The organism is Agrobacterium larrymoorei, from assembly GCF_030819275.1.
In the GTDB taxonomy this organism is placed as follows: Bacteria; Pseudomonadota; Alphaproteobacteria; order Rhizobiales; family Rhizobiaceae; genus Agrobacterium; species Agrobacterium larrymoorei_B.
Window position 1 is genome coordinate 1,004,084 of the sequence record NZ_JAUTBL010000001.1, and the last position, 13,417, is coordinate 1,017,500.

General features: G+C 60.2%; 13 protein-coding genes (1 of these 13 only partly in view). 2 read left to right on the top strand and 11 right to left on the bottom strand.

Going from position 1 to position 13,417, the window contains the following annotated elements; all coding sequences use genetic code 11:
• Positions 1-37 precede the first annotated feature (37 nt).
• Positions 38-706 (bottom strand): phosphoribosyltransferase, encoded by a 669-nt coding sequence (locus QE408_RS04635; RefSeq protein WP_306928914.1) that lies wholly within the window; start codon positions 704-706, stop codon positions 38-40.
• 149 nt (positions 707-855) lie between these two features.
• Between QE408_RS04635 and QE408_RS04640 the strand changes: the two genes are divergently transcribed.
• Entirely contained in the window at positions 856-2,028 is a 1,173-nt protein-coding gene (locus QE408_RS04640; protein ID WP_306928915.1) for a M20 aminoacylase family protein, read from the top strand.
• 6 nt (positions 2,029-2,034) lie between these two features.
• Here the strand turns inward: QE408_RS04640 and QE408_RS04645 are convergent, their stop codons facing one another.
• The 7 genes from QE408_RS04645 to QE408_RS04675 form a co-directional block, all read right to left on the bottom strand.
• Positions 2,035-3,828, bottom strand: a complete 1,794-nt coding sequence (locus QE408_RS04645) for an adenine deaminase (protein ID WP_306928917.1) — start codon at positions 3,826-3,828, stop codon at positions 2,035-2,037.
• Positions 3,825-4,751, bottom strand: a complete 927-nt coding sequence (locus QE408_RS04650) for a nucleoside hydrolase (RefSeq protein WP_306928919.1) — start codon at positions 4,749-4,751, stop codon at positions 3,825-3,827. Before QE408_RS04650 ends, QE408_RS04645 begins: the two co-directional genes overlap by 4 nt.
• 1 nt (position 4,752) lies before the next feature.
• On the bottom strand, positions 4,753-5,778 hold the full coding sequence (locus tag QE408_RS04655; RefSeq protein WP_306928921.1) for an ABC transporter ATP-binding protein: 1,026 nt from the start codon (positions 5,776-5,778) through the stop codon (positions 4,753-4,755).
• Positions 5,771-6,550: an ABC transporter permease gene (locus QE408_RS04660; RefSeq protein ID WP_306928922.1), complete on the bottom strand. Its 780-nt coding sequence runs from the start codon at positions 6,548-6,550 to the stop codon at positions 5,771-5,773. The genes QE408_RS04655 and QE408_RS04660 overlap by 8 nt, the downstream gene beginning before the upstream one ends.
• Positions 6,547-7,374: an ABC transporter permease gene (locus QE408_RS04665; protein ID WP_306928925.1), complete on the bottom strand. Its 828-nt coding sequence runs from the start codon at positions 7,372-7,374 to the stop codon at positions 6,547-6,549. The genes QE408_RS04660 and QE408_RS04665 overlap by 4 nt, the downstream gene beginning before the upstream one ends.
• Positions 7,375-7,460: 86 nt before the next feature.
• The gene (locus tag QE408_RS04670) at positions 7,461-8,483 is read right to left on the bottom strand and encodes an ABC transporter substrate-binding protein (RefSeq protein WP_306928927.1); all 1,023 of its coding nucleotides are present in this window, start codon (positions 8,481-8,483) and stop codon (positions 7,461-7,463) included.
• The gene (locus QE408_RS04675; protein WP_306928929.1) at positions 8,480-9,547 is read right to left on the bottom strand and encodes a LacI family DNA-binding transcriptional regulator; all 1,068 of its coding nucleotides are present in this window, start codon (positions 9,545-9,547) and stop codon (positions 8,480-8,482) included. Before QE408_RS04675 ends, QE408_RS04670 begins: the two co-directional genes overlap by 4 nt.
• A 286-nt stretch (positions 9,548-9,833) precedes the next feature.
• Between QE408_RS04675 and QE408_RS04680 the strand changes: the two genes are divergently transcribed.
• Positions 9,834-10,355 carry a flavin reductase family protein gene (locus QE408_RS04680; RefSeq protein ID WP_306928931.1) on the top strand — a complete coding sequence of 174 codons (522 nt, stop codon included), beginning with the start codon at positions 9,834-9,836 and terminating at the stop codon, positions 10,353-10,355.
• 28 nt (positions 10,356-10,383) lie between these two features.
• Here the strand turns inward: QE408_RS04680 and QE408_RS04685 are convergent, their stop codons facing one another.
• From QE408_RS04685 to QE408_RS04695, 3 genes are all read right to left on the bottom strand, one after another.
• Positions 10,384-10,827 carry an RrF2 family transcriptional regulator gene (locus QE408_RS04685; RefSeq protein WP_306928933.1) on the bottom strand — a complete coding sequence of 148 codons (444 nt, stop codon included), beginning with the start codon at positions 10,825-10,827 and terminating at the stop codon, positions 10,384-10,386.
• Between the two features lie 136 nt (positions 10,828-10,963).
• Positions 10,964-13,225: a tetratricopeptide repeat protein gene (locus QE408_RS04690; RefSeq protein WP_306928935.1), complete on the bottom strand. Its 2,262-nt coding sequence runs from the start codon at positions 13,223-13,225 to the stop codon at positions 10,964-10,966.
• Positions 13,222-13,417: the 3' end of a glycosyl hydrolase family 8 gene (locus QE408_RS04695; RefSeq protein WP_373465509.1), read on the bottom strand. It continues 851 nt past the right edge of the window; only the last 196 of its 1,047 coding nucleotides appear in the window; the start codon falls outside the window, past its right edge — the gene reads right to left on this strand; it ends in the stop codon at positions 13,222-13,224. Before QE408_RS04695 ends, QE408_RS04690 begins: the two co-directional genes overlap by 4 nt.

Sequence of the window (13,417 nt, forward strand, 5' to 3'; positions counted from 1 at the left end):
TATCTAATCCTCTGAGGCGAGCTGAAGTTCCCAAGCGTCAGATCCAGCCATCTCCATTTTTGCGCAGCAAGGGTGTGGAGAAGGCCGCACGCACACGCGTCGGCCATCTGGGGTCCAGCTCTTCCAACGCGTCGCGCCAGCGTTCCGATTGCAGCATCGCCGCACCGATGACCACTGGCTCTATGCCGGAGGCTTGGAGCAGGGAGAGCCCGGCAACGATCGAAGTACCGCTGGAAATAACATCATCGATGAGCGCCACGCGCTGCCCTTGCAGAAGCGGCAACATGCGCGGATCGATATAAAGCCGCTTTTCCTGCTTCGTGGTGATGGACGACATCGGCACTGACAGCTCATCCAGATACCAGAATTTTCGGGACGTCCCGAGCGGCACATAGCGCGAGTGACCGAGGCGGCGGGCCACTTCACTCGCGAGCGTCAGTCCAAGTGTTGGCAGTCCGACCACCACATCCGGCTCAAAGGAAATCAGCTTGGCCGCCAGATCGTCTGCCAGAGCACCCAGCACCTCGAATGAGGCTTGGTTGATAATCAACGACGCCAACGCGTGCTCGCCATCTGCAAGCGGACGGATCGGCAGACGAAGCTGACGCCCATCATCCAGCGTGACCGGGTAAAAGCCGACCTTGGTCCCTTGCTCGGGAAAGCTGCCGGGCCCATGCAGATTTTGCCAGAACTCGTGAGGCTTCATCGCGCGTCCTTCCTCATCACTGTTTTTCGAACCATCGTCGAATTCCTGTTCAATGCCCTATTAAATCCAAAGCGCTTTTGCACTAGAAATGACGTCAATAGATGAGCCGTGCCCACGGCTTCCATGCAGATATCCCAAGGACTACCCTTATGACCGCCTCGACCATGACCGCCGACGAGTTTTCCTTTCTGACGGCGCTGCGTCGCGATCTGCATGCGCATCCGGAGCTCGGGTTCGAGGAAGAACGCACCAGCCAGATCGTCGCTTCTCTTCTGGAGGAGGCGGGCATCACCGTCCATCGCGGCCTCGGGGTCACAGGAATCGTTGGAACGCTTCAAGTGGGAAACGGCACACGCAGCATCGGGCTGCGCGCAGATATGGATGCGCTCGCCATGCCGGAACTGGCGGAGAGGCCTTATAAGTCGATCACACCCGGAAAGATGCATGCCTGCGGCCATGACGGCCACACCGTCATGCTGCTGGGTGCTGCCCGGGCGCTGGCCAATGCCAGAAACTTTTCCGGCACCGTGCACTTCATTTTTCAGCCTGCGGAAGAGGGCCGTGGCGGCGCAAAGAAGATGGTCGAAGACGGGCTCTTCGAGCGTTTCCCCTGCGATGCGGTTTACGGTCTCCATAATATGCCGGGTCTCGATACGGACGAAATGGTCGTGGTGGAAGGACCGCAGCTTGCCTCTTCCGATAGCTGGCGGGTTATTTTCAAGGGCGTCGGTACCCATGGGGCAAAGCCGCATCTTGGTCGCGATCCGATCACCGCTTCGGCAAGCTTTCTCTCCTCGCTGCAAAGCATCGTCGGACGCGTCATCGATCCGCTGCAACCCGCCGTCGTCAGTGCCTGTTCGCTTCAGGCGGGAGACCCGAACGCCCTGAATGTCATTCCCGATCTCGTGCATATTGGAGGGACGGCGCGGGCCTACGCCCCGCACGTGCGGGATCAGTTGGAGGAAGAAATCGGCCGTCTGGCAAAGGGTACGGCGTCGATGTTCGGGATCGAGTCGCGTTACGAATTCATCCGCCGCATCCCGCCAGTCGTCAACAATGCCGATGCGACAGAGCGGGCGCTGAAGGCGGCGCGCGGTGTCTTTGGCACGAAAGTCCGGACGGCCTTTCCGCCTTCCACCGCTGGCGACGACTTCGCCTTCTTTGCCGGCGAAGCACCCGGCTGCTATGTCTGGCTGGGCAACGGCCCTGCGGTGGACGGGGCGCTGCACCACAACACCTCCTATGACTTCAACGATGACGCGATTGCCTCCGGTGTCGCCTTCTGGAAGACGCTGGTGGAGCAGGAACTGTCGGCGGAATAGCCCCGCTTACGAAAGAACCTCAAGCACCGGCGTTTCCAGCACCGTGTGCGTCAGCACATCGGCGATGCCCATGTCGGTCTGGTGTGGGCCGATGTTGCAGGCAAGCGTGGCGCCGAAGCAGGCCTTGAAGACGAGGTAGGGCGGCTGCCATTCCACGACCTTGCCGACGGCTTCGCGCACGACTTCAAAGCCTGTCGCAACCTCTGTCAGTGACGCATCGGATACGAGGCCGGAAAGCGGGAGAGGCAACAGGGCTGTGACTTTTCCGCCTGAGACTACGGCCATTCCGCCGCCAGCCTTGATCACCGCGTTAGCGGCGAGCGCCATATCCGCCTCGTTGCCGCCAAAGACGGTCAGGTTGTGGCTGTCGTGGGAGACGGTGGTGGCGAAGGCGCCGTTCCACTTTCCCCAACCGGTCAAGAAGCCAGTCCGCGTGACAGGCTCCGCCTTACCGTGCCGATGCGTCACCGAGATCATCGTCGTTCCGTCAGGAGGCACGACAAAACCGTCGACCACGTCGGCCTTGATTTCTCCCCACTGTGTGAAGCGGGGCCTGTCGATGGTGGCGAGCCGCACGCGTTTGCCGCTGCTTTTCACCCGGAAATCCTCGGACGAGCGGAGCGGCAGCTTCATGGAGTCTCTCAAAGGCGCTGCGTCGATTTCAGGAATCTCCACGATCAGTCGACCTCGTTCGGCAACGGGCGTTCCACTGACCAAAACATGGCGGGCGGAGAACTGCGCAAGATCGTCGAAAACCACGATATCCGCCCTTCGACCGGCGGCGATCAGGCCGAGATCATTGCGCTGAAGGCGTGCTGCAGCATTGAGGGTCGCGGCCTGCAATGCCCATTGCGGACGAAGGCCATAGCGCACCAGTCGACGCACCAGATCGTCCAGCCCGCCACCCTTTAGCAGATCGTCAGGGAAGACGTCGTCGGTGCAAAGCGTTAGTGTCGGCGGCAGATGGCCGAGCCTGTTCAACGCATCGACGAATTCCGGCAGCAGATGATCGTGGGAGCCGCGCAGTTCGATGGTCAACCCGGCGCGCAGCTTCGCCATCAGGTCTTCCGCCGAGGTCAGTTCGTGGTCGGAGGTGATACCGGCTGCCATAAACGCGTTGAGATCGGCACCTTCCAGCCCACGCGCATGGCCGCAGATCAGCTTATCCGCATGCAGCCCTTCCTGAAGAATGGCGCTCATGCGCGGGTCGCGCTCGATGACGCCGCGCATATTCATGACTTCGGCAACACCGCCGACTTCCGGCCAGAAGAGAATTTCGGCAAGCACCGTCGCATCGAAATCAGCACCCGCCCGTTCAAGCCCCGGCGCCGACGGTACGCAGGAAGGCGCAAGCAAGATTGTTCGCAGCGGCAGGTTGCGACTTGCCCGCGATGCCCAGGACATACCCTCAAGGCCGTGGACATTGGCAAACTCATGCGGATCCCACACAACGGTTGTCACGCCTTTGGCCACGACGGCAGCCGCGTAAGATGCAGGCGTGACCATGGAGCTTTCGATATGCATATGCGTATCGATCAATCCCGGCGCGACATAGCCGCCTGCGGCGTCCAGGACTTGGGCTGCGTCCTGTCTTGAACCGGAGCGATGCACGCTTGCGATCAGTGGGCCGACGAGTCCGATATCGGCAGGACGCAGTTCGCCCGTCACCACATCCACCAAGGTGCCGCCGGAAATCAGGACGTCGAACGGGGCATCGCCTCTCGCAGCAGCGACGGCGCGCGTGCGAAGCGCGGCATCGTTCATCCCGTCACGATCGGCAATGATCGGCTTTTCGCTCATCGACTTGCCTCTTCTGCGAGCGCGCCAAGGATGATCTTGCGTGCGTGTTCAGCATCGATGTTCTCGGCATAATGGGCATTGAAGCGATCGGCATGGGCGAGCCGCGCTTCCACGACCGTTCGCCCGCGCGTGAGACCGCCCCGCAGTTCGACATCGATGCGAGCCGCTTTCCATGTGACGCTCTCAGGATCAACGACGGCAACCGCCGCGCAAGGATCGTAAAGCGCCATCGCGTCGCGTCCTCGGCTGACGGCAATGTTGATGAAGCCTTCCAGCATATCGGCCACCAGCGCCGCGTTCTTGCCGCCCGCTTGACGGATGGGCGCCACATCCGCGAGAGAGGCGGTGACTTTGCGGCAGAAGTCGAGATCGACCATGCGCAGCGGAAGCTCATGGGCAAGGACGATGGCCGCGGCTTCAGGATCGGCGAAGGCGTTGAATTCGGCAGAGGCCGTATGATTGCCAAGCGTGACGCCGCCGCCCATCCAGGTCAGTTCGGTGATGCGACCGGCAAGATCGGGTCGGGCGAGGCAGAGAGCCGCAATGTTGGTGAGAGGGCCAAGTGCGAGAATTTTCTTATCCCCTGCCCCATCCGCCAACCACCGGCAGAGGGCCTCGAAGGCATTCGACGCGGGCAGATCGCCCCATGCCGGAAGCGTTGCTCCCACCGTTGGTATACCCGTTTCACCCAGGATACGTTGCGCAGTCTCGATCTCCCCGAGCACGGGGCTTGCCCGTCCGGCATGGATCGGAAAGCGCCATGAGAAGGCCAAGGCCGCACCCGCGGCATTGTTTTTTACCTGATCGAGCTGCGCATTGCCGAAGACCAGAGACACGCCATCGATGACCTGACCGGACGCTCTCACCACCAGAATGGCAGCGATATCGTCGAAACCCATATCGGTATCGATCCACACCCCCATCTTAGTTGAACACCTGGAGAGATGCCGCCTTTTCGACGGGCAGATCGAAGGGCAGCGTGGCGCCGATCTCATAGGACGGCAGGCTCGCATCCACCTCGGCCTTGATGGCGCCGAGCGTGCTGTCGAGCAGATATTCCCGTGTATTGCCCGCAAAAGACGTGCCGCGCACGGTCCCCTCGAAAGGACCTGAACCGAGGGTTACCATGCGCGGCCTCCATGCCAGTCCCGCCGTACTCGGAACCTGGCCAGAAAGCGTTATGCGTCCTGCCTCCGTCTTCAGCTCTGCACCTTCCAGACGGAAGATGTTTTCAAAGCCGACAAAGTCGGCGACGAAGGCGGAGACAGGCGCATTATAAATCTCTTCCGGCGTACCGATCTGCTCAATCGCACCGTTTTTCATCACAACTATGCGATCAGCCAGCGCCAAGGCTTCGACCTGATCATGGGTGACAAAGATCATCGTCACACCGGTCGCCTTCTGCACCCGCTGCAACTCGGTGCGCATCTCCAGCCGGAGCCGGGCGTCGAGGTTGGAGAGAGGCTCATCAAGCAGAAGAACCTTCGGGTCCATGACCATGGAGCGCGCAAGCGCCACGCGCTGCTGCTGGCCGCCCGAAAGTTCTGCGGGCTTGCGCGAGGCGAAGGTGGAGAGACCGACGGATTTAAGACCGGACGCCACTTTTGCATCGAGCTCTGTGCCGGTTATGCCCTTGAGCCGCAGACCGAAGGCAACGTTCTCATAAACTGTCAGATGCGGAAAAAGCGCATAGGACTGGAAGACGAGACCAACGGCACGCTTGTTGGCGGAGACACGGGTGATATCGGCACCATCCAGATCGATACGGCCGCCTGCAATCGGCATCAACCCCGCAATCGCACGCATCGTCGTGGTCTTGCCGCAGCCGGACGGTCCAAGCAGCGCGAGAAGCTCGCCTTTACGGATATCGAGGTTGAGCTTGTCGACGGCCATGGTGGCACCATAGGCGAGCGAAAGATTTTGAAGAGACAGATACTGAGCGTCAGACATAGCGGGAGAACCCCAGGAAACGTTCGGCCAGGAAAACAATGCCGATGGAAAGTAAAGCAAGAAGCGAGGACAGTGCGGCGACGGACGGATCGAAGACGATTTCCATATAGCCCAACATATCGATCGGCAGCGTGCGAACACCAGGGCCCGACAGGAAGAGCGAGACGGGCACCTGATTGAAGCTGGTGACGAAGCCGAGAATGAAGGCCGACAGGATGCCGCCGCGAATATTCGGCAATACGACCCGGAAGAAGGCGCCAAGCCGCGACGAGCCGAGCAGCACCGCCGCCTCTTCGATATCCGAGCGCAGATTGGTGAGGCTCGCCGAGACCACACGCACCGCATAGGGCAGGATCAGCGCTGTATGCGCGAGGAAGAGTGCCAGCGTGATGCCGATGCCGAAGGGAACGACAAAGTAGCGGAGTAGCGCCAAACCGACGATGATGCCGGGCACGATGATCGGTGCTGAAACAATGGTCCGGATCGTTTCGGAAAACGGCAGCTTGTAGCGCGACATCGCGTAAGCCGCCGGTATGCCCAGCAGCAGGGCTGCGAAGGTGCCGCCGATGGCAAGAAACATCGACATGGCGAAGCTGTCACGGAAGCTTTCCACCGTGAAGACCTTGGCGATCCATTTCAGCGAAAAGCCCTGTGGGGGGAAAGCGAGCGTGTCGCCGGCCGAAAATGAGGCGGCGACGATGATCAAAAACGGTCCGATCAGAAAGCCGATAACCAGCATCAACGTTAGGGGAATGAAGAGATTGCGGGTCATTTCCTGTTCCTTGCCGTTGCGATGCGCTTGAGCAGGATATTGGCCGCAAAGCTCATGACGATCAGAATGAAGGCGATGACGCTCGCGGCAACGAAATTGTTGGAGACCGTCACCTGCTGATAGAGCAGTGTTTCCAGCATCAGCACCTTCGAGCCACCGAGAATGGCGGGCGTGATATAAGCGGTGAGCGAGCCGGTGAAGACCAGCGTGCCGCCGACAACGAGGCCTTCCTTCGTCAGGGGAATGATGACCTTCCAGAAGACCTGGAACCAGTTAGCACCGAGAACCCGCGAGGCGGCCACCACATCGCGCGGCATGTTTTCCAGCGCGCTGATCAGCGAAATGATCATCAAGGGCAGGAAGAGCTGCAAAAGGCCGATAAAAACGGCTGTTTCGCTGAAGAGGATGCGGATCGGGCTATCCGTCAGCCCAAGAAACGTCAGCGCTTCATTAACGATACCGGTACGGCCCAGAATGACGATCCAGGCATAGGTGCGCGCCACCGGCGAAATCATCAGCGGCAGGATGACCAGATTGATCATGTGCCCCTTGGAGCCCGGCGGTAGACTGACGATGGCGAAGGCTGCGGCGTAACCGATGACGGCGGAAACGACCGTGACGAGCGCACCGAGCTTCAGCGTGCGCAAAAACACCGCCTGGTTCAGCGGGTCGGAAAAGAAGGTCGTGTAAGCCTGCAGCGTCCACCCGTCGGCGGTGCGAAAGCCTTCCGAGAGGAGGATGAAGACCGGCACGAGAAAGACCGCCGCCGCGAAGATTGCGGCGGGCAAGGCGAGCGCCAGAGCCTCGGTCCGATTTTGAAACATGGCGGTCTATCCTTCGAAAGGCTGGTCCATCACAGATGCGACGTCATCCTCGACGGTTGGGTTCGAGGATGACGCTGGACGCAAGGTTACTGCCCAACCTTGGCGTTCCATTCCGATAGCCACTTGTCGCGGTTGTCGAGCGCGACAGCGGACGGGATGAGCTGCAGGCTCTTCACGGTTTCTTCGCCATAGGTGATGTTGTTCGCCACCTGTTCGGAAACCTTCACCTCCTTGTTGGTGGGGCTATCCACCAGCTTATCGGCAAGCGCCTTCTGAACATCGGTCGAGAGCCAGAAATCCATGAATTGAAGTGCGAGATCCTCGTTTTTCGTCCCCTTCGGGACGACAAGCACGTTCATGCCGCCGGTCTGGCCTTCCTTGGGTGTCGCCCATGCGAGCGGCAGATCGAGCTTGGTGAAAGGCGCCCAGGAGAAGCGACCGATGGGTGCGGCCCAGATTTCTTCCTGCTGCATCAGCTGCACCAGCTGCGAGGACTTCACATAGAAGGTGACGATATCGTCCTTCTTGGCACCGACAGCCGCGATCGGAGCAGCGAGATCAGGCGTATCCTTGCCCATCGCCTTGCCGAGCATGTAGAGCGCCGGAGGACCCTGGTTCGTAGTGACGTTCGGGAAAGCGATGTGATCGACGATACCGTCCTTCAGGAGATCGCCCCAGCTGTCGATCTTCATCTTGTCGGTTCGATAGACAATAGACGTCGCATAGAGGTTGACGCCAACGCTCATACCGTCGCCATTCGGATCCTTGGCAATGTCGTAGAGCTTCTCGATATTCGGCACCTTGGCCGTATCGATCTTCTGGATCAGGTCCTTGCGGGCGGCGGAAAGCGCATCCGCCATGGAGACAATCGCAAGATCGACAACCGGGTTGGCCTTGTTGGCCTCCATCTTCGCCAGGCGCTCAACGCTGTTGCCGGTTTCGACAACCAGCTTGCAGCCGCATTTCTGCTCGAAGGGGGTGTAGACGAGCTCCCTGAACTCGTCCTGCGCGAAGGCATAGACAGAGATCGTCAGGGTCTTGTCCTGGGCCTGTGCGGCCCCGAACGACAGCATCAGCGCCGTGCTAGATGCCAGAATGATCTTTTTCATGGTGTGTGTTCTCCAGCTGTGAGGGTTTTTTCTTCAGTCTGCTTCTTATTGTTGGCGGCAGAGGAGCGACGAGTAACGAGCTCCATAGCCACTTTGGAAACATCCGCGACCACGCCGCCCGCTGCGGGCCGGTTGGCAGGGTCTTCGTCATCGATTGTGCGAACGAGAGCGGTTACCGCGACTTCCGCGATGCGTGCCATATCCATGCGAATGGTGGTGAGCGAGGGCGTGACCACGGACGCCCAGATGAGGTCGTCAAAGCCGGTGACACTGGCCTCATCCGGCACGGCAATCCCCTCGTCCTGAAGTTCGGTCAGAACCCGTAAGGCATGCAGATCGGATGCAGCGGCAAAGGCGGTGAACCCCTGGCGCACCTTGTCCGCCACACCGAGCCGGCAGCCCTCGCCATGTTGCTGTTCAAGCGACGCGATCCACAGCGTCTCCGTCCGGGCGGATGCGGTCAATCCGGCACGAATGCCACCGACGCGATCGTTCTGGACATTGGAATCCTGGTTTCTGGCAATGATGACGACATTGCTGTGTCCGAGCCCGGCGAGATGCCGACCGATCTGCATTCCACCATCCCAGTGGTCGGCGGCCACTGTATTGCCAGGTGTCGAGGGGGAATCGATCACCGCGACCGGGCAATCCACATCGGCAATCCGGGTTCCGCGGCGAGGGACGACGACCATGCCCTCGACGCCGCGTTCGACGAGCCGGGTGATCGCCTCGGTCTGCTTGGCAACCTCGCCATGAGAGTCGGCGATCAGAACGCCATAGCCGGCATCAGCCGCAGCCTTCTCGATGGCTTGAGCAATTTGAGGAAAGAGCGGATTGCCGATATCTGGAAGCACGAGCCCCAGCACACCACTGCGCCCCGTGCGAAGAGCGCGGGCAGCAGGACTGGGCACGTAACCAAGCTCCGCCGCCATCTTGCGAATGCGGTCACTAAGCTCCGCCGAAACACGTCCCTTGCCGGAAAGCGCGTTCGATACCGTCGCACTCGATACGCCGAGCGCGGCAGCAATTCCATGCAGATTTGCGGCAGGCTTTTGCAAAGCCATGATTCAACGCCCTTGCTTAAACGTTTAACCAAGCTAGTCGAAACTTTCCTCGATGTCGAGTCGTACCTGTCGTTTTTCATGTTTTGAACTGTGTGAGAGATCCTCGACGATCTTGGACAGTTCGACCCGTTGGTCCTCTGCCGGGCATGCCGGCCCTGTTTGACCACTGGAAACGCCAGGATCATTCTACAAAATTGATCAACAATAAAATCTTTTGGCTGTGGCTCGGGCAAACGCATTGCTACGTTTGACCTATCCGGGGAACAAGCGCTGAAAGGTGGAAACGATGACAGCGACAGTGACTTACATTCACGAGGAGCGGGAGAAGATCGCCCTTGAAGCCGCGGAGTTGAAAACGGCCATGCGCCAGGTGGCAGGCGGCGTCAGCATCATCACGGCTGGCCACGGTGCCCATCGCACGGGTGCGACCGTCACGTCCGCCACGGCGCTATCGATGGAGCCGCCGACGATGATCGTCAATATCAACCGATCGTCTTCGACATGGCCGGTCATCGCGCGCTTCAACCACTTCTGCGTCAACATCCTGTCCGGTGAACAGCAAGAGGTGGCGTCCCGCTTTGCCGGCATTGGCGGACTGAAGGGGGCAGAGCGCTATGAAGGGGCCGACTGGTTCGAACTGGAAAGCGGCGCTTCTGGCTTACACGGCGCGCTCGCGGTCATCGACTGTGCGGTCGAGGATGTCATGGAGCGTCACACACACGCCATCGTCATCGGCCGGGTGCTCTCCGTCACCCATGGCCAAGGACGACCGCTTCTCTATCACGCCGGACAATATCTTCAGGTCTAGTGTGACCGGGTTTGGCAGAGCAGGCGCATCAAGCGGTCTTGTTCACCTGCTCCTCGCCGGTATTGGCCGCAAACTGCTCAAGCGTCATCGTGTCGAGGACGGCTGCCATGGCATCCCGGACATCCGTCATCGACCGGCGCACCTGACAGGCTGCCGGATCGGAACAGTCCTCACAGGCTTCGAAGGCGGTACGGCTGGCGCAACGAATAGGGGCGAGCGGTCCGTCGAGTGCGCGGATGACCTGACCGATGTAAATATCGGATGCCGGTTTCGACAGCGCATAGCCGCCGCCCGGCCCTTTCTTGGAACGCAGCATGCCTTCATTGCGAAGCTCCAGCAAAATCGCGTCGAGAAACTTCTTCGGGATATTGTTGCGTGCGGCGATGTCGCTGACGAAGGCAGTCTGTCCCGTGTCGAGGCTCGCAAGATCGATCAAGGCTTTGAGACCGTATTTCCCTTTTTTCGTCAGCATCGGCGTCTTTCACATCCAGTAGGTCGCGTTTCGTCACCCGACATACGTTGCGGCACATGAACTTTCAATGAATTCCATGAAAATTATCGAATAGAACCTCTCCAATGATGGAGAGGTTCTATTGGAGATAGATTGCTTAGCCGCCCTGCGGGCCGCGGCTCGGCCGGGCATTTTGTACAGCTGCAAGGCCCCGGATCGCATCCGCATTGCCCGTTGCAGCAGAGGCCTCGAAGACCTGTACCGCTTCGCCGTAACGCTTCATATTGAGATAGGCGTAGCCGCGGATCACCATGAGATCAATGCGCTCCGTGGCATATCTCGCCCGCTGGTCCAGGAGGATGAGCGCTTCTTCATAATGCTTGCTCTCATAGGCTGCCAACGCACGGTCCGTCAGGATCGCCACTTGAAGCTCGGTCGCCTTCTGCCGGTCCATGGACGACTTCGTCGCAGAAACGGCGGCATTGTCCGTCAACCCCATGCGAAGATAGGCGAGGCTCTGACCATAGGCCGCATCGCTGCGAACCGACGGCTCGCCAACCTTGAGAGCAGCGGAGAAAGCTTTCACCGCTTCGGCTGGCCGGTTGGCCTCCATCAGGCACCAGCCCTGCTGAAGTGCATCCTGCGCAGAAAGCGATTCCGGATTGAGGTTCGCAGAGCAACGTCCGGACTGGCGTGCACCCCGAACGGCGCGCGCTTGGCGCGGCGGCGAAGGCTCGTAAGCGACCGCAGTCGCTTGCGGCGAGACCATGCGCGGCGCAGTCGCCACTGCACGAGATTGGGGCTGCGCGGGCGCAGGTGCCGTCACTGCGGGTGCGGCGGCGACAGCGCTTGATTGAGCCACAGGCCGGCCGACTTCCATGATGCGCTGCGATTGGGAACCCCATTGGCGCTGGAGACGACGAACCTCCGCGAGATTATTGAGGTCCTGGTAGGTCAGCGCCAGACCATAGGCTGATGGCTCATCCTCCGGCTTCCACTGCAATGCGGTGGAAAACCATTGCTGCGCCATCTGCGGCTGCTGGAAGGCGCGCGAATACCAGCCAAATTCCTGCGCCGTTGCTGCGTCCTTTTGTGCAACGGTTTCCGTTGCAATGCGCTGGAGAACGTCGGGATCCAGTGCGACAGGCGGATCGAGCGCCAGAAGGTTGGCTGCAGCGGCAAGATAGGTTGCGTGCGCGCCATCCGAAGAGCCACGCCACTTGAACATGATCTCTTCGGCCTCGCGGGGTTCTCCGCGCGCCACGAGCGCCAGCGCCAAGCCCTCAGATGCGGAGGCGGAATCCTCCACCTCCCTTGCGCGGCGGAACCACTTTTCCGCATCGTCCATCTTCTCACGCTCGACATTATACCAGCCGAGCAGGAGCGCGTCGCTTGCGAGCTTGTTGGTTTCCGCCAGCCGTTCCATTCGGGAGAGATAGGCAGGCGGTACATTGACCTTGGGGTCTTCTCCCGCCTTCGCCACGAATTGCCGCGCAAGATCGTCCTTGACGGGCTCAAACTCGAGCTGGCCATCCGGCCCAGGTTTTTCGCGCGACAGAAGGTCTTCCATCATGTCGAGCGGCAGAAGCGCGGAGGCCTTTTGCACGGTTGCGAGACGTTCAGCCGGATTTTGGCAGTTGCTCAGCACATAGCCATAGGCATCGCGCGCGCGCTCCGGTTTTTCCGTGCGAGCGAAGGCCTCAGCCACTCGCCACAGAACATCGACTTCGCTGCAGGTCAGCAGGCTTGGATTTTCAGCCGCCAAGCCGATCACGGCATTATATTGTTTCAGATCGGAGGCGTTCACAAGACGCTGGCGCGCCTCAGCGAGACCCAGCATTTCGGTGAGATTATCGGGTGGCTGCCATCCGGCTTCCGCAGCCTGGCGGTCGGCGATTGCCTTGCGCGCTTCCGAATAGCGACCAGCGGCATAAAGTTGCCAGATCCCCTCCAATTGCGGATCGCCGGTGGGCGCGGCAGCAGCAGGGTCGGCAGGCGGTGTCCAATTCGGGTAGAGCGCTTTCAGGCGCGCGATTTCGGCCTGGAGACGCGCGGTATCGCCGCGTGCGGCGAAATAGCGAAGCGCGCTTTCGTCGACCGCTGGTGGTACATCGCGGGCACCTGGCTGTGTAGGAGCTGGGTTTTGAGGCGCCTGCTGTGGAGTTCGCGGTGCTTGCGCAAGATCAGCCGAGGGAGCGGAGGAAGAACGCGGCTGTCTGTTCCCGAGAGAAAGCGGGCTAGCGCCCTTCTGCACTTCGGCATTGTTCATGCCGGCGGCAACAGCTTGTGTTCCAGCCGCTTGCATCGAGGCGGAATGAACGGCACTGATGTGACCTAGAAGCGCATCGCGCGACTGGAAGATGCCAGCGGCGCTCAATGCCAGGACGGCAGCGGACAGCAACAGTGGCTTCTTGTTCATAGGCACTCCTGATTCGCTTGCGCTACGAAAGACAAAGCCAAGAGATGCAACGTAGATGGATAATAAAGTGTTGACGCGTAGGTTTTCAGGTCCTGCGGAATAGGCTTTTTGCTGGCTTTACAGGCCAGAAGCGCGGGCATGATGCGGTAGCCCGCATCCGAGAGCACATCCTTCGCCGCACCCGACTTCAGA